This window comes from Phyllobacterium sp. 22229, from assembly GCF_052056495.1.
Taxonomy (GTDB): Bacteria; Pseudomonadota; Alphaproteobacteria; order Rhizobiales; family Rhizobiaceae; genus Phyllobacterium; species Phyllobacterium myrsinacearum.
This window is the reverse complement of the sequence record NZ_JBQEPA010000003.1, coordinates 112,342-127,834: the sequence shown is the minus strand read 5'-3', so window position 1 is coordinate 127,834 and position 15,493 is coordinate 112,342. Positions and strand designations below refer to the sequence as shown.

Sequence of the window (15,493 nt, the reverse complement as noted above, 5' to 3'; positions counted from 1 at the left end):
ACGGTTGAGATGGTTCGATGGTGTGGCCGGTTGCTGGATATTGGCGCAGGTCGCGTCAAGACATGTCGTGATGCGCGTGTGACGAGTCTATCGAGCCACGCACCGCAGGGCCTGCCGTTCCAATGCTTGTCTCATGGGGGAAATACGGTTAGCTGTTCATGTCAGTCACAGACCAGCCATGACAGGACTCCATGCGACACCACATTCGACGCCGCCAATCGATTTCCGCCAAATGGTCGGTGCGGATTGCGTTCCTGTCGGCCATCCTGTTTGTCTTGTCCGGCCTCGGGCACCGCTTCGAGCGAATCGAAACACCGGAGTTTCTCTGGCTGCTGGCCATCGTGGCAGCCCTCGCGGTGCTGGCGCTGCTGCTTGCCATCAAGGGATTCACCAGCCTGTGGCGCCGCGGCGACCGCGGCGGACCCTCGGCCTTCTGGGGAGCGGTGATCGCGCTGGTGGTGCTCGGACCATTTGTCACGACGGTCTATCAGGCAATGACCCTGCCGGCGATCTATGATGTGTCGACGGATGTCACCGAGCCGCCGGCGCTGTTTGCCCTTGCCGGTCAGCGGACGGACCGCATGAACCCGTTGGTCAATGATCCGCACGGCCGCGCCCTGCAGACCAAGGCCTATCCGGAAGTGACGGGCCGCCGCTACGAAGGTTCGCCCGACCGCATTCTCGACGCCGCCGTGACGGTGATCACCAACAATGGCTGGACCATCATCGATCAGAAGGGCGTGCCCGGCGATGACGAGGAAATATTGATGGAAGTCGTGGCGCGGACCTGGCTGCTGGGCTTCACCAGCGATGTGGTCATCCGCCTGAGCGACGAGGGCGAGACCACCTATGTCGATATGCGCTCGGTCTCGCGCTACGGCATTCACGATCTCGGCGAAAATGCCAGCCGCATTGCCCAGTTCATGGCAGATCTCGATGCGCAGGTGCAGAACGCCCAGCCTGAAGAAGACACCACTCAACCGGCCCAGTAAACGCCATCGATGGAGGCATTGCCCTCGGTGTGTACCCTGCCGCGGGCAACGAGATCTTCCAGATGGGCGAGCACCGACAGTCCCGCCGCGCCATGCAGGCGCGGGTCGGTTTCCCGGTAGATGACCTTGACCATGGCGGCGATCGTCCGGTCGCCAAGCTTGACCCGTTCGAGCACGGCGCGCTCGCGCATCTTGCGGTGGGCTTTCAGGCCGCGCACGAAGGTTTTCGGCTTGGTCACCGCACCGCCATGGCCGGGAAGATAGACCCGGTCATGCCGCTCGAGGAGCCGGTCGAGCGAGGCCATATAGTCTGACATCGAGCCGTCGGGCGGCGCCACGATGGAGGTGGCCCAGGCCATCACATGGTCGGCGGAAAACAGGATGTCCGTTCCCTCAAGCCCGAACACCACATGGTTGGCCGTATGGCCGGGCGTATGGATGGTCCGCAGCGCCCAGCCATCGCCTGCAATGACGGAATTGTCGACAGCGGCGATATCGGGCACGAAGTCATAATCGCCGCTGGCATCGAGCAGGTTGACTTCGCCGGTGTGCAGCGGCCGGGCCGGGCGGTGCGGACCTTCCGCCACCAGCGTAGCGCCAAGCTCGTCTTTCAAAACCGTCGCGAGCGGCGAGTGGTCGCGGTGCGTGTGGCTGACAAAGATATGGCTGACCGGCCGGCCGGCGATGGCATGCAGCAGCGCCGCGTGATGGGCCTCGTCAAGCGGACCGGGATCGATCAATGCCAGCGTATCGCGGCCGATCAGATAACTGTTGGTGCCGAAAAAAGTGAAGGGGCTGGGGTTGTTGACCGTGATGCGCTTGATATCAGGCGCAATCTCGACGGCCTCGCCATAATGCGGCGCAAAAGAACTGTCGAAAACGAGGGACATGGGAGCGTGCGGACCTTGTGTATGGCCTTGCGCATATTGCACAGCGGCGTCATCCCCAATATACCCGTTTCAACGCGTGGCGAAAGCCGATCCGGAGGATAGAACATGATTGCTGCCCAGACCCGTTCCCTTGCCGAAACCTTCCAGCCGGAAGGCCAGCTGGCCAAAGCCGTATGGTTTGTCTCGCTTGCCCTCATCGGCACGGCGCTGATGACCCTTGCCGCCAAGACCAAGATCGACATGGTTTTCGTCAATGTCACCATGCAGACCTTTGCCGTCTTCGCCATCGCCGCCGCCTATGGCTCGCGCCTGGCCGTGGCCACCATGGCGCTTTACCTGCTGGAAGGGGCGCTCGGCATGCCGGTTTTCACCGGAACGCCGGAAAAGGGCATCGGCCTTGCCTATATGGTCAGCTCCACAGGCGGCTATCTCATCGCCTATCTCGCCGCCGCCTGGGTTGTCGGTCTTGCCGCTGACAAGGGCTTTGCCCGCAACCCCGTCGTCATGGGCGTTGCCATGCTCGCCGGTGAAGCGATCATCCTCAGCCTCGGCTTCCTCTGGATGGCTTACCTCTTCGGCTTCGAGAAGGCCTTTGCCTTTGGCGTCGGTCCGTTCATCATTGCCGATATCCTGAAGCTGGCTCTGGCCGCCGCCATTGTCCCGGCCATCGGTTCGCTGCTCAAGCGCCGCTGAGACCGTTTGTTGGCGCCCCCTCTGTCCGGCGGATGGAGGGGGTGCTTCACTGTTTGTTGAAGAGGCATTCTGTGTCCGATTATCCCCGTGAATTCGTTGGCTTCGGCCGCAATACCCCGGACCCGAAATGGCCGGGCCATGCGCGCATCGCCGTGCAATTCGTTATCAACTACGAGGAGGGCGGCGAAAGCTGCATTCTCGACAATGATCCGGCGTCGGAAAACCTGCTCTCGGAGATCGTTGGTGCGGCGGCATGGCCGGGGCAGCGCAATCTCAACATGGAATCCATCTATGAATACGGCTCCCGCGCCGGCTTCTGGCGGCTGTGGCGCATCTTTACCCGCCGCAACCTGCCGGTCACGGTCTATGGCGTGACGCTGGCCATGGCGCGCAATCCGGAAGCGGTGGCCGCCATGAAGGAGGCCGATTGGGAAATCGCCAGCCACGGGCTGCGCTGGCTGGAATACAAGGATTGTCCGCAAGAGGTCGAGCGCCAGCACATCCTTGAGGCGGTGCGGCTGCACACGGAAGTCACCGGCGCGCGTCCGCTTGGCATCTATCAGGGCAAGCCCTCGGACAACACGCTGAAGATCGTCATGGAAGAGGGCGGTTTCGTCTATTCCGCTGACAGTTATGCCGATGAATTGCCCTATTGGGTGAAAGGGCCGAAGGGTCCGCATCTGATTGTTCCCTATACGCTCGATGCCAATGACATGCGGTTTGCCACGCCGCAGGGTTTCAATACCGGCGACCAGTTTTTCACCTATCTCAAGGACACGTTCGACGTGCTCTACCGGGAAGGACAGGAAGGCGCGGCCAAGATGATGTCCGTCGGACTGCATTGCCGTCTTGTCGGGCGTCCCGGACGGGCGGCGGCGCTGGAGCGGTTCCTGGATTATGTGCAGGGGCACGAAGGGGCCTGGGTGACGCGGCGCATCGATATCGCCCGCCACTGGCACGAGCATCATCGTCCGGATATTGCCGTATGACCATCCCTCTGCTTGCCGTCCAGCCGCTGACCCGCGCGGCGTTCGAACCCTTTGGCGATGTGATCGAAACCGACGGCGCCGCGGTGCGCCTGATCAACAATGGCACCACGCAGCGCTTTCACGATCTTGCCAAGGTGGATGTGACGGGCGCGCAGGCGCGGGTTCTGGTCAACATCTTTCGCGGGCAGGCTTTCGCCGCGCCCATCGACATCGCGATGCTCGAGCGCCATCCGCTGGGCAGCCAGGCCTTCTATCCGCTGCAGGACCGGCCGTTTCTCGTCGTCGTGGCGCAAGACGATGCGGGCCGCCCCGGCCAGCCCGTGGCGTTTCTGGCGCAGGGCAACCAGGGCGTCAATTACGGCCGCAATGTCTGGCACCACCCGCTGATTGCGCTGGAAGCGGTGTCTGATTTCCTCGTGGTCGACCGTGGCGGTGCAGGGGACAACCTGGAAGAGTTTTTCTTCAAGGATATGGTTTATCGGATTGAAACAATCTGAACCGCGGCACCACGAACGTCCCTCTGCCCCTTGACGCTTCATCGCTGCCGGATGAAGCTGTGCATCATGTCACAAACGATCAAATTTTTCCTCAATGGTCAAAAACAGCAGGCGTCGGTCCGGCCGGATATGACGGTGCTCGACTGGCTGCGCAGCGCGCCGCGCCTGACGGGAACCAAGGAAGGCTGCGCCGAGGGCGACTGCGGTGCCTGCTCGGTGCTGATCGGCGATCCCGCGGGTGATTCGGTGCATTATCACGCCGCCAACAGCTGCATTCTCGCCATGGGTCAGATCGACGGGCGGGCGCTCGTCACCGTCGAGGGGCTGAAGACCGGCGATCTGCATCCCGTACAGGCGGCAATGGCAGAAAACGGTTCGTCGCAGTGCGGCTTCTGCACGCCGGGCATCGTCATTTCTCTGGCCGGTCTTGCCGCCAGCACGGCACATCCCGATGACCACGAAATCCACGATGCGCTGGCCGGCAATCTCTGCCGCTGCACCGGCTACCGCCCTATCGTTGAAGCGGCGCGCAAGGTGACAGGCGCAGCGATACCGGGCCCCGAAGTGACGGCCTTTGCCAGGATGGAGCCGCAAAAGGCGATAACGGCCGGTGGTTCGACGTTCCATCAGCCGCAAACGCTGGCGGAGCTTCTGCAACTGCGCAAGGACAAGCCGGATGCTCTGCTGCTCGGCGGCGGCACCGATCTCGGCGTGGCGCTGGCCGATTACCATGCGGACTGGGACGAGGTGATCTCGCTGGCGCATGTGCGGGAAATGCGGGCCATCGGCGAGACGGACAATCACCTGAGTTTCGGCGCTGCCGTGACCTGGGAAGAGGTATTGGCGCGTGTCGCCGGTTCCTATCCGTCCTTTGCCACGCTTATTCGGCGTTTCGGCTCAACCCAGATCCGGTCCATGGGAACCATTGGCGGCAATATCGGCACCGCAAGCCCGATCGGCGACGGCCCGCCTGCCTTGATCGCGCTGGGCGCCGACGTGGAATTGGCCTCGCTCAACGGTCGCCGGTTCATGGCTCTGGAGGATTTCTTCCTCGACTATCGCAAGACGGAACTGCGCGCCGACGAGGTGATCGCATCGATCTCCATCCCCAAGCCGAAGCCGGGGCAGGATTTTCGCGTCTACAAGATTTCCAAACGCTATGATCAGGATATCTCGACGGTCTGCGCCGCCTTTTGCATCACCCGCGAGGATGGCCAGGTGCGCAGCGCGCGCATCGCCTTTGGCGGCATGGCGGCAACGCCGCGCCGGGCGCAGGCGGCAGAGCAGGCGCTGGTCGGCACGCAGTTCGATGCAAAGGCGGTCGAAGCTTGCGCCGCAGCAATCACCACTGCTTTCAAACCGCTCAGCGACTGGCGCGGCAGCGCGGATTACCGTCTGCAGGTGGCGGCCAATCTGGCCGAACGGTTCTGGCGGGATGTCTCTGGCGAGACCGTGGAGGTGATGGCGCTATGACCGATAACTCTCCCCACATCGTCCAGCGCAGCATCGTCGGCAAGGGTATTGCCCATGATTCTGCCGCACGCCATGTGGCGGGCGAGGCGAACTACATCGACGACATGCCCGAACTGCCGGGCACGCTGCACGCGGCCTTCGTGCTCTCGCCGGTCGCCCATGGACGGCTCAGATCCATCGATCCGGCGCAGGCGCTGGCGATGGAGGGCGTGGCCGGTGTCTGGTGGGCCAGGGATGTGCCCGGCCACAATGAGGTCGGCCCGATTTTGAATGGCGAAACGCTGTTCGCCGAGGACATCGTCGATCATGAAGGGCGGGTCATCGCCGTCGTTGCCGCCCGCGATTTCGAAACGGCCTATCGCGCCGCAAAGAAGGTCAAGGTCGACATCGAACCGCTGGAGCCGGTGCTGGATATCGAGGAAGCCCACCGGCGCGGGAGCTATGTCCTGCCGCCGCAGGAAGTCATCGACGGCGATGCCGCGACAGCGATTGCCGGTGCGCCGCATATCCTGTCCGGCACGCTGCATATGGGCGGGCAGGATCACTTTTATCTGGAAACCCAGATTGCCTATGCCATTCCCGGTGAAAACGGCGAGATGCTGGTGCACTCCTCGACCCAGCATCCGACGGAGGTGCAACACCATGTGGCGCTGATCCTCGGCCTGCATGCCAATGCCGTGGAGTGTCAGGTGCGGCGCATGGGCGGCGGTTTCGGCGGCAAGGAAAGCCAGGCGACGATCATTGCCGGGGCTGCGGCGCTGGTGGCGGCCAAGACCGGCAAGCCGTGCAAGCTGCGGCTGAAACGCCGTGATGACATGGCGGGAACCGGCAAACGCCATGACTATGTGGCCAACTGGAAGGTCGGTGTCGATTCACGCGGCCGCATTCTTGGGCTCGATGTGGAATATCTCGCCCGCGCCGGAAACCTGCCCGACCTCACCGGCCCTGTCATCACCCGCACGCTGACGCACACGGACAATGCCTATCATATTCCCCATGCCCGGTTCATCGGCCATGCCTGCAAGACCAATACGGTTTCCAACACCGCCTTCCGGGGGTTCGGCGGGCCGCAGGGCATCCTGACCATCGAGAACATCATCGATACCATCGCGCGGGAATTACAGCTCGATCCCAACACTGTCCGCGCCATCAACTATTACGGCGATGAAACCGGCGCGGTGACGCCCTATGGCCAGCCGGTGGAAGACAACCGGTTGATCGAGGTGACCGAAGCGGTGCTGGCCTCGGCCGACTGGCGCCTGCGGCGTGCCGAGATCGACGCGCACAATGCTGTCAATCCGGTCATCCGCCGGGGGCTGGCGATGATGCCGGTCAAGTTCGGTATTTCCTTCAACCTGACATCGCTCAACCAGGCCGGTGCGCTGGTGCATGTCTATCTCGATGGCTCGATTTTCCTCAACCATGGCGGCACGGAAATGGGGCAGGGCCTGTTCGTCAAGGTGGCGCAGGTCGTGGCGGAAGTCTTCCAGGTTGAACTCGACATGGTGCGCATCTCCTCCACCGCGACAGGCAAGGTGCCGAACACCAGTGCCACGGCCGCATCCACCGGCTCCGATCTCAACGGCATGGCGGCCTTCAAGGCGGCCACGGCGATCAAGGCGCGCATGACCGCCGTTGCCGCCGAACATTTTGGTGTGCAGGAAGCGGCCATCGTCTACCGTGAAGGCCGCGTCCACGCCGACAATGAATCCATATCCTTCGGCGAACTGGCCAAGATGGCCTGGCTCAAGCGGGTGCAGCTGTCGGAAGCCGGGCATTACGCCACGCCGAAAATCCATTGGGACGGCAAGACGATGAAGGGCAGGCCCTTCTTCTATTTCACCTATGGCGCGGCGGTGACGGAAGTGGCCGTCGATACGCTGACCGGCGAGACCCGCTGCCTGCGCGCCGATATCCTGCAAGATGTCGGCTCGCCGCTGAACCCGGCGATTGATCTTGGCCAGATCGAGGGCGCCTTTGTCCAGGGCATGGGATGGCTGACCTGCGAGGAACTCTGGTGGGACAAGACGGGCAGGCTGCGCACCGTCGGGCCCTCCACCTACAAGATTCCCGGATCGCGCGATGTTCCGCCGGAATTCAATGTACGCATTCTCGACAACGCGCCCAACCGCGAGGAAACGGTGTTTCGTTCCAAGGCCATCGGCGAGCCGCCGCTGATGCTCGGGGTCTCGGTCTGGCTGGCCATCCGTGATGCCATTGCCTCGCTGGCGCAGGGTGCTGTCGCGCCCCGGCTCGACGCGCCCGCAACGCCGGAAAACGTGCTGCGTGCGGTGAACGCCCTCAAACAACGCTTGAAGAAAGATCGCGATGACTCTCGATGAACTGAACGATGCCGCGCCCGAGACCTTCGTCAAGGCGCTGGGCGGCATCTTCGAGCACTCGCCCTGGGTTGCGGAGGCGGTGGTGCCGCTGCGGCCCTTCGCCAGTGTCGAACTGCTGCATGCGGCCATGACGGGCGCCGTCGACAAGGCCGGGCAGGTGGCGCAGCTTGGCCTCATCCGGGCGCATCCGGACCTTGCAGGCAAGGCCGCCCGCCAGGGCAGCCTGACGGCGCACTCGACCAGCGAACAGAAGGGTGCCGGGCTCGACCGGCTGACGGATGCCGAATTCGATGAATTTCACCAGTTGAACGACGGTTACCAGCGGCGGTTCGGCTTTCCTTTCATTCTCGCGGTGCGCGGTCACGACAAGCATTCCATCCTGGCGGCATTCAGGACGCGGTTGCAGAACAATGCCGGCGAAGAGGTGGCCGAAGCCCTGCGCCAGATTGCGCTGATCGCGCGGTTCCGGCTCGACGATCTGATAGTTTGAGAGGTCATCCATGGGAAAACTGTCCACACATGTGCTGGATACGGCGGCGGGGTGCCCGGCCGCAGGCATGAGGCTGACGCTCCACCGGATCGATGCGGATGAAACACGGCATGTGCTGAAGGAAGCGGTCACCAACGCCGATGGCCGTACCGATGGCTTGTTGCTGTCGCCGGATGAAATGGCGGCCGGGCGCTATGAACTCAGTTTTTTTGTCGAGGCATATTTTCGGGCAAAGGGCACTGTGTTGGCGCAGCCCGCCTTTCTCGACGTGGTGCCCATCCGTTTTGCCATTGCGGATGTGGAGGCGAATTACCACGTGCCGCTCCTGGTGACGCCATGGTCCTACTCGACCTATCGTGGCAGCTGAGGAAAGTTTTGCAGTGCTGTGCCGTGGGCAGCGCTCATCCGTAAATCCCGATCAGATTGAATCGCCTGCGCTCTTCGGCTTTAAATATGAGCAGATTGCTGGATGATACCGGTGAAACCATGGGGCAGGAGAGGGTTACATCCCCGCCCGCGCTGTTGCCCAGCAACACCCCATCCTGCGGAAAGGCCCCGCCAAGCTGCTTTTGCATGAGCGGCGAAAGATCGAGAGCGACGGTCTGGTTTGCCGGATCGGACGTCTGGATCGCATCGCCCGCGGCCCATGACCGGATATGGGCGGGATTGCTGACCTGCAGCTGATCGGCTGCGGTGTCCCATTTCACCCAGGCGGACTGCGCCGGCGATTTCGCGGTGTTCCAGATGCGGATCATCGCGGAACCGCGCATGCCGGAGGCGAAGATGCCCGCCGCCGCCTTGCCTTTCAGCGACAGAAGGTCGGCGGAGACGGAGGCACAGACGGCGCTGCCCGTAGCGGGTTCGAGAACGGCGGTACCGCCGCCATCGGGCAGAAAAATCAGGCCGGACAGTTTTTTGCCTATCCTCGGCTGGACGATGCCGCCGGGAAACTGCACGGTGCCGGAGCCGCTGTCGGCAAGCATGATATCCCGCCAATCCTTGCCGTCGATGCTGGCCTTGACGGAAAAATTCCGGTTCCAGATCGTGCCGATCTCGACGCGGCCCTGATAATCCGACTGGAAAAGAATGGATGCGAGCTGCTGATCGCCCGCCTTGTTGATTTTCAGCTGATGCCCGCTGCCCGCATGGTCGAACAGCGAGGCGGGGCTTTTCACGCACAGGCGGTTCGTATCATCCGCCTGCGCGTGGATGCCGACGCGGTCGACGGGATTTGTTGCCGGGCGGCAATCGGTCCATTGCCCCTGGCTGAAAACGGCAAGGCTGGTCTCGGCGACGATCCACGCGCGCCACCCGTCCCGCGGCTGGAAGAAGGCCCAGGCGCCATCCTGCCATGCGGCGATACATCCGTCTTTACCGCGCCACGCACCGGTTGCGCCGGATGCGATGCAATACCGGTTGCCCTCCTGCGGCTCGGCCGGCGGCTCCGTCAGCATTCTGCTGACCACGCACAGCTGTACCAGGACATCCAGTGCCCGGATGGCCTCGTTGTGGGTAACGTGTTTCTGTGCCTGCGACGGTGCGATGTAGGGGAGCTGAAGATTGGGTGTCTGGTCCATGGGGCGTTGTTCCATCATTGGGAAAAGGCCAAGGATAAACGCTGCCAGTCTGTGTTGGATAAAGTGGCTGAAAGGACAACGGCCGATTGACCGCCAGACGATGATTGCATTTATGTAACCCTATGTTACTGGTCTTGAAACTATTGGGGAATCTAAGGATGGGCATCTTCATCTCACAAATGCCTCAAATTGGACTTTAAGAAAAATTGCAGTTTCTCATGTCACCCAGGCATACCGTAAGCACCGAGGATCAATGAAATTGGAAAATTTTCGGCAACGCATCGCTATGATGCCGCGTCGTTATAAGCAGGTGCTCCTTGTCAGCTTCGACATGGTGGTGCTGACATTTGCGGCCTGGTTCAGCTATGTGCTGCGGTTCAACACCCTGTTTATGCCCAATACCGAGCAGGCGATGCTGATGATCGCCGCCCCTCTGATCGCATCGCCGGTGTTTATCCGCTTTGGGCTTTACCGGGCGGTTATTCGATATCTGCCTGACAAAGCCATCTGGACCATGATGCAGGCGGTGAGCTTTTCAGTCATCATCTGGGTGGTCGTTGCGTTTCTGACCCAGATGACCGGTGCGGAAGGCGTGCCGCGCGCTGTCCCCTTTCTCTACTGGGTCCTCGCCGTTGTCCTGATTTGCGGCAGCCGCTTTGCCGCCAAATGGCTGCTGTGGAGCCCAATCCGCGAAAAGCTGCTGGCCCGCCAGTGCCTGATATTCGGCGCTGGCGATGCGGGGCGGCAGCTGGCCAATGCGCTGCGCAGCCAGAATGAGGTTTTCGTCGCCGGTTTCATCGATGACGACGCCACGCTGCATGGCATGGACATCCTCGGCATCCGCGTCTATCCGACCGCGCAGATCGAAGAGCTGATCGATAATTTCGGCATCAACGAAATGATCGTGACCACCTCGTCGCTGAGCGGCAATCAGCGCCGTTTGCTGATGGGCAAGCTCAAGTCGCTCAATGTCAAGGTGCGCATCCTGCCGGCGATTTCCGACCTGACGGCCGGAAAATACATCGTCAGCCATCTGCGCGATATCGATATCGACGATCTCCTGGGGCGCTCACCGGTGCCCGCCGACCCCGACCTTCTCGACAAGACGGTGGAAAACCGCGTTATTCTCGTGACCGGCGCCGGCGGTTCCATCGGTTCGGAACTCTGCCGGACGATCGTCAAGCTGGCTCCGGCCAAGCTCGTGCTGTTCGATGTGAACGAGCACAGCATCTACCAGCTTCACCGCGAACTCGCCGGTATCAGCGATTGCGTGCTGGTGCCTGTTCTTGGCTCGATCAGCGATGGATCGCTGCTCAAGGTGGTGCTCGAACAGCACAAGGTCGAGAACGTCTACCATTGCGCCGCCTACAAGCACGTGCCGCTGGTCGAGGAAAACGTTGTCGAAGGCGCGCGCAACAATGTCATCGGCACCAGCGTTCTGGCGGCCGTGGCGCGCGAAGCGGGTGTGCGCAATTTCGTCCTCATCTCGTCTGATAAGGCGGTGCGTCCATCCAATGTCATGGGCGCAACCAAGCGTTGGGCTGAGTTGATCGTCCGCTACCACGGCGATGTGGCGAAGACGCACGGCACCGGCCAGATCTTCACCTGCGTCCGCTTCGGCAATGTCATCGGTTCCAGCGGTTCGGTCGTTCCGCTGTTCCGTGAGCAGATCGCCCATGGCGGTCCGCTGACGGTCACCCATGACGAGATGACCCGCTATTTCATGTCCGTCCGCGAGGCGGCGGAACTGATCATTCAGGCTGGCGCGTTGTCGGAGGGCGGCGACATTCTGCTTCTGGAAATGGGAGACGCCGTGCGTATCCGCGACCTCGCCGAAAACATGATCCTCCTGGCGGGGCTGTCGGTGAAGGACGCCAAAAACCCCCATGGCGATATCGAGGTCATCACGATCGGCATCCGCGACGGCGAAAAGCTGCATGAGGAACTCTTCTACGATCCAACAGGCGTTTCGGCGACGAGCCATTCGAAGATTCTGCGCGCCAAGCGGCGGGTGGCGCCGGTCGATCATCTGCCTGCAGCGGTCGACGAGCTGCGCAGGCTGATCGCGGAACAGAATCCCGATGCCGTGCGCGCTCTGCTTTTCGAGAAGGCTGTCAGTTAACGCAGGACCTCAATCTTGGCCAGATTCCCGTGCAGAAACACCTGCACTGGTTTCACCGAAACAGACACAGAGCGGGATAGCGGTTGTTGAAAAGGGCTCCATCATCGGGAACGGTTGCCGTTCTCCTGGAAACCTTCAATGGTGCCGCATTTCTCGATGCGCAATTGGCCTCCATCGCCGCGCAAACCTACCCCGATATCGATCTGTGGATCTCGGATGACGGGTCGACGGACGACAGCCGGACGATCCTGCAGCAATGGGCGCGGCGCTGGACCAAGGGCCGGATGACCCTGTTGCATGGCGCGGGCGAGGGGCGAAGCGAAAATTTGCGCTTCCTGATCACCAATCCCGCCATTCAGGCGGACTATTATGCCTTTGCCGATCAGGACGATATCTGGGAGCCGGAAAAGCTTGCCGCCTCCATCCGCTGGATCGAGCACAATGCCTTTGCCGTGCCATCCGTCTTCTGCTCCCGGACGCTTACCATCGCCGAAAATGGCGCCATCCTTGGTTCGTCGCCGCTTTATGCGCGCCCGGCGGAATTCCGCAATGCGCTGGTCCAGAATATCGCCGCTGGCTGCACGATGCTTTTCAACCGCAAGGCGCACGATCTTCTCGCGGCGTCGTGCCGGACGACGCAATTTTCCAGCCATGACTGGTGGTTGTATCTGATTGTTTCCGGCGCCGGTGGCGTGGTGCATTTTGACCCGCAGCCGCTGGTGCGTGACCGCCAGGCGCGCCAGGGTGCGGGATGGCAGGGGCAACTGGCTGCCTTGCGCGCCCGCTTTGCCGTCCGGTTCGCCGATCGGGCCGATCTCAACATTCAGGGGCTGGTGCGCAACCGGGATCTGCTGACGGCCGAAGCGCAGGCGATCTGCGATCTCTACTGGAAGGTGCGATCGGACAATGTCATCCGGCGCATTCTGGCGCTGTATCAGTCGGGCGTTTACCGGCAGACCCTTCTGGGCCAGATCGGGCTTTATCTCGCTGCCATCTTCCGCAGGCTCTGATCAGGCCACTGTCCGTCTGCGGAAGCGCAGGAGCACGGCACAGACGCAAACAACCGCTGCCAGAATGCCGGCAAGCCGGAGCGCAATGCTGGTGGAGCTCGCTGCCAGAGCGCAAATGCCCAGAATGACATTCAGCCCGGCCACCGTGAGCACAACCTGCCAGACGCTCCATCCCGACCGTTTGGCAATCTGATAGGCGTGCTTGGAATGGGCGGCGAAAATATTGTCGCCCTCGAGCAGGCGCTTGATCAGCGTCGTCGTCGCATCGGCAATGAAAAACAGCGGCAGGATCAGCCCGGTGGCAATGCGCATGTCGCGGGCGGCCATGAAAAAGGCAAGGCCGCAGAGCAGGCCAAGTGGCAGGCTGCCGGAATCGCCGAGAAAAACCGTGGCCTTCGGGCGATTGAACAGGGCAAAACCCGCCAGTCCTCCCGCAATGGCTGCTGCGATGCTGCCGCAGGCCATGCCCGCCAGGCCAAAGGCCGCGAACCCCGCGAGAAAGGCAAGCGGAATGCCCATGCCGGACACGACCATCAGGTCGAGGCCGTCCATGAAATTGGTCAGGTTGATGAAATAGACCAGCGCCAGAACAAGCAGGCCCCGTTCAAGCAGGACCGGGAAAAAATCCGGCAGCAGGCGAAAATCCGGGCCCAGGCCATAGACGCAAAGGCAGGCTGCGGTCAGCTGCGCGATGATCCGGATGCTTTCCGGCAGGTGATGCCGGTCGTCGAGCATCCCCGTGATCCAGAGGATCAGCGCGCCGATGGTCGCGGTGACGAGAAAACGCTGGTCGAGACCGGCCTGGGCGGCGAACAGCCAGAGAAGCACCAGGGTGACCGGCACGATGGCAAGGCCGCCAAGCTGGCGCGCAGGCTGGGTGTGGTTGGAGCGCTCATTGATGCCGGCGGCCAGGAAATGGCCCGGCAGCAACTGGATGAGACCGGCCAGCAGGAGCATGGTGCCGATGGTGGCGGCAAGGACGAGGGTCAGGATGAGGGGCAAGAGATGTCGTCCTCAATTTGCGTGTCGGTCGATTGTTCACACCCTTGTCATGAAAATAATGCCGAAACAATTGTGAAAGAGCGACAAACTGGGCAATCATTCACGTTGCGCAAGCCGGAACCAGAGGTTATAAGGCCGCGCTGTCCTGCGGTTGAATGCACCCGCATCGGCATTTTGGGGCGTAGCCAAGTGGTAAGGCAGCGGTTTTTGGTACCGCCATTCCCTGGTTCGAATCCAGGCGCCCCAGCCATGTCACAGCAATATCCAAGCCATTGAATATATTTACATAAGCGGAATCAGTCCCGTTCGGCTGCGCCGTTCCCCGGCAACACCGACTGTGCAATCCGCAACCCGGAATCAATGGTCGGTTCCCAGCCTGTTGATTCCAGCAGGGCTGCGCTTGCCACGAGATTGCCGTTGAGGGTTTGCCAGCGCTGCTGCTGGCCGGTCAGGATAGCGGCGAGGTGCAGGAGCCCGGCGGGAATGCTGACCAGTCCGGCATCGCGGCCCAGGCCCTGCCGGATCGCCGTCACGATTGCCGCCGCTGTCATGGGTTTCCGGTCCGCGACGATGTAAATGCCGCCATCCGTATTCGTGCTGTGCAGGCTGTGGAGGATGGCGCGGCACAGCGCCGAGCGGTCAAGCACCGAACGCTGTCCCGTCAGTGATTGCAGCGGCAGGGGTATCTTGCGGGCCGCCAGCCTGATCAGCGCCGCCATGTTGCCCTTCACGCCGGGGCCGTACACGAGGACGGGACGCAGGATGGTAAAGTTGCGCCTTGGCATGGCCTCGGCAATTTCCGCCTCGGCGGCAAGTTTGGCCCGGCCGTAATCATCGCTTGGCCGGGGCGGTGACAACTCGGTGACCAGACCCTCCTGCGTGGCGCCCGCTTGCGCCCGGATTGACGAGAGGAACACCAGTTTTCCACTGATCGCCTGATCCGCAGCCCTGGCGAGTTTGGCGGCAAGGATACAGTTCACATCGTGGTAGAGCTGTGCCGCCTCCGGTAGCCGCGTGTGGGCGATGGCGGCCAGATGCACCACATGATCGAAACCGGCGAGCAGCCGCGCGAAATCCTCGTCCGGGGCAGCGGGCGAGGGCAGAGGGATCGTTTCAATCGGGAGGGTCGCCGGGCTTGCCAGCGAGCGCGAGGCACCCGTCACCTGATAACCGGCGGCCATGAGGTAAGGCACAAGCTCCTGCCCGATGAAGCCGGAAGCGCCCGTGACGAGGACCTTGCCCTTGACCATTGTGTGAAACCCCATTTCTGAAGGCCACTCATACCAAGAGGTATCGCCGGGGATCAATGCACCAAACCATATTCATGCCGGGGACGCTCGAATTCCCGCCGCAGCTGACGAAAATTACGTGACAATTCAATATCCCGGTAAACATTTGTTCAATCTCGGTTGAGTC

Annotated in this window: 14 protein-coding genes and 1 tRNA gene; 11 read left to right on the top strand and 4 right to left on the bottom strand. The window is 61.9% G+C overall.

The annotated features are described in order from the left end of the window. Positions 1-191: 191 nt before the first annotated feature. Positions 192-992, top strand: a complete 801-nt coding sequence (locus ACTJJ7_RS04595) for a DUF1499 domain-containing protein (RefSeq protein WP_105737083.1) — start codon at positions 192-194, stop codon at positions 990-992. On the opposite strand, the gene ACTJJ7_RS04590 is transcribed toward ACTJJ7_RS04595, so the two are convergent. Next, positions 977-1,882, bottom strand: a complete 906-nt coding sequence (locus tag ACTJJ7_RS04590) for an MBL fold metallo-hydrolase (protein WP_440965646.1) — start codon at positions 1,880-1,882, stop codon at positions 977-979. The genes ACTJJ7_RS04595 and ACTJJ7_RS04590 overlap by 16 nt on opposite strands. A 105-nt stretch (positions 1,883-1,987) precedes the next feature. Between ACTJJ7_RS04590 and ACTJJ7_RS04585 the strand changes: the two genes are divergently transcribed. The 7 genes from ACTJJ7_RS04585 (at position 1,988) to uraH (ending at position 8,733) form a co-directional block, all read left to right on the top strand. After that, positions 1,988-2,575, top strand: coding sequence for a biotin transporter BioY (locus ACTJJ7_RS04585; protein WP_440965644.1), 588 nt, complete (start codon positions 1,988-1,990; stop codon positions 2,573-2,575). Between the two features lie 32 nt (positions 2,576-2,607). Next, positions 2,608-3,564 (top strand): allantoinase PuuE, encoded by a 957-nt coding sequence (gene puuE / locus ACTJJ7_RS04580; protein WP_440965643.1) that lies wholly within the window; start codon positions 2,608-2,610, stop codon positions 3,562-3,564. After that, positions 3,561-4,061, top strand: a complete 501-nt coding sequence (locus ACTJJ7_RS04575) for an ureidoglycolate lyase (RefSeq protein WP_440965641.1) — start codon at positions 3,561-3,563, stop codon at positions 4,059-4,061. Before puuE ends, ACTJJ7_RS04575 begins: the two co-directional genes overlap by 4 nt. A 66-nt stretch (positions 4,062-4,127) precedes the next feature. Further along, positions 4,128-5,534: a xanthine dehydrogenase small subunit gene (gene xdhA / locus ACTJJ7_RS04570; protein WP_440965639.1), complete on the top strand. Its 1,407-nt coding sequence runs from the start codon at positions 4,128-4,130 to the stop codon at positions 5,532-5,534. Next, entirely contained in the window at positions 5,531-7,876 is a 2,346-nt protein-coding gene (gene xdhB, locus ACTJJ7_RS04565) for a xanthine dehydrogenase molybdopterin binding subunit (RefSeq protein ID WP_440965638.1), read from the top strand. Before xdhA ends, xdhB begins: the two co-directional genes overlap by 4 nt. Beyond that, positions 7,863-8,366, top strand: a complete 504-nt coding sequence (gene uraD, locus ACTJJ7_RS04560; protein ID WP_440965636.1) for a 2-oxo-4-hydroxy-4-carboxy-5-ureidoimidazoline decarboxylase — start codon at positions 7,863-7,865, stop codon at positions 8,364-8,366. The genes xdhB and uraD overlap by 14 nt, the downstream gene beginning before the upstream one ends. Positions 8,367-8,376: 10 nt before the next feature. Beyond that, positions 8,377-8,733 carry a hydroxyisourate hydrolase gene (gene uraH / locus ACTJJ7_RS04555; protein WP_440965634.1) on the top strand — a complete coding sequence of 119 codons (357 nt, stop codon included), beginning with the start codon at positions 8,377-8,379 and terminating at the stop codon, positions 8,731-8,733. Between the two features lie 34 nt (positions 8,734-8,767). On the opposite strand, the gene ACTJJ7_RS04550 is transcribed toward uraH, so the two are convergent. Beyond that, entirely contained in the window at positions 8,768-9,943 is a 1,176-nt protein-coding gene (locus ACTJJ7_RS04550) for a DUF2793 domain-containing protein (RefSeq protein ID WP_440965632.1), read from the bottom strand. 253 nt (positions 9,944-10,196) lie between these two features. Here ACTJJ7_RS04550 and ACTJJ7_RS04545 point away from each other — a divergent pair, with 253 nt between their 5' ends. Both ACTJJ7_RS04545 and ACTJJ7_RS04540 read left to right on the top strand, forming a co-directional pair. After that, positions 10,197-12,065, top strand: a complete 1,869-nt coding sequence (locus ACTJJ7_RS04545) for a polysaccharide biosynthesis protein (protein ID WP_440965631.1) — start codon at positions 10,197-10,199, stop codon at positions 12,063-12,065. Between the two features lie 86 nt (positions 12,066-12,151). Further along, positions 12,152-13,075, top strand: coding sequence for a glycosyltransferase (locus ACTJJ7_RS04540; protein ID WP_440965629.1), 924 nt, complete (start codon positions 12,152-12,154; stop codon positions 13,073-13,075). Here ACTJJ7_RS04540 and ACTJJ7_RS04535 read toward each other — a convergent pair whose 3' ends face one another. Then, complete coding sequence (locus tag ACTJJ7_RS04535; protein ID WP_440965879.1) at positions 13,076-14,032, bottom strand: glycoside hydrolase; 957 nt, start codon at positions 14,030-14,032, stop codon at positions 13,076-13,078. 220 nt (positions 14,033-14,252) lie between these two features. Between ACTJJ7_RS04535 and ACTJJ7_RS04530 the strand changes: the two genes are divergently transcribed. Then, positions 14,253-14,327, top strand: a tRNA-Gln gene (locus ACTJJ7_RS04530). Between the two features lie 46 nt (positions 14,328-14,373). Here ACTJJ7_RS04530 and ACTJJ7_RS04525 read toward each other — a convergent pair. Next, positions 14,374-15,342, bottom strand: a complete 969-nt coding sequence (locus ACTJJ7_RS04525) for an NAD-dependent epimerase/dehydratase family protein (protein WP_440965627.1) — start codon at positions 15,340-15,342, stop codon at positions 14,374-14,376. Between the last annotated feature and the right edge of the window lie 151 nt (positions 15,343-15,493).

Coding starts and splice junctions, on each gene's coding strand:
- ACTJJ7_RS04595 (WP_105737083.1), top strand. CDS start 192: ATGCGACACCACATTCGACGCCGCCAATCGATTTCCGCCAAATGGTCG.
- ACTJJ7_RS04590 (WP_440965646.1), bottom strand. CDS start 1,882: ATGTCCCTCGTTTTCGACAGTTCTTTTGCGCCGCATTATGGCGAGGCC.
- ACTJJ7_RS04585 (WP_440965644.1), top strand. CDS start 1,988: ATGATTGCTGCCCAGACCCGTTCCCTTGCCGAAACCTTCCAGCCGGAA.
- puuE (WP_440965643.1), top strand. CDS start 2,608: ATGGAGGGGGTGCTTCACTGTTTGTTGAAGAGGCATTCTGTGTCCGAT.
- ACTJJ7_RS04575 (WP_440965641.1), top strand. CDS start 3,561: ATGACCATCCCTCTGCTTGCCGTCCAGCCGCTGACCCGCGCGGCGTTC.
- xdhA (WP_440965639.1), top strand. CDS start 4,128: ATGTCACAAACGATCAAATTTTTCCTCAATGGTCAAAAACAGCAGGCG.
- xdhB (WP_440965638.1), top strand. CDS start 5,531: ATGACCGATAACTCTCCCCACATCGTCCAGCGCAGCATCGTCGGCAAG.
- uraD (WP_440965636.1), top strand. CDS start 7,863: ATGACTCTCGATGAACTGAACGATGCCGCGCCCGAGACCTTCGTCAAG.
- uraH (WP_440965634.1), top strand. CDS start 8,377: ATGGGAAAACTGTCCACACATGTGCTGGATACGGCGGCGGGGTGCCCG.
- ACTJJ7_RS04550 (WP_440965632.1), bottom strand. CDS start 9,943: ATGGACCAGACACCCAATCTTCAGCTCCCCTACATCGCACCGTCGCAG.
- ACTJJ7_RS04545 (WP_440965631.1), top strand. CDS start 10,197: ATGAAATTGGAAAATTTTCGGCAACGCATCGCTATGATGCCGCGTCGT.
- ACTJJ7_RS04535 (WP_440965879.1), bottom strand. CDS start 14,032: ATGCTCCTGCTGGCCGGTCTCATCCAGTTGCTGCCGGGCCATTTCCTG.
- ACTJJ7_RS04525 (WP_440965627.1), bottom strand. CDS start 15,342: ATGGGGTTTCACACAATGGTCAAGGGCAAGGTCCTCGTCACGGGCGCT.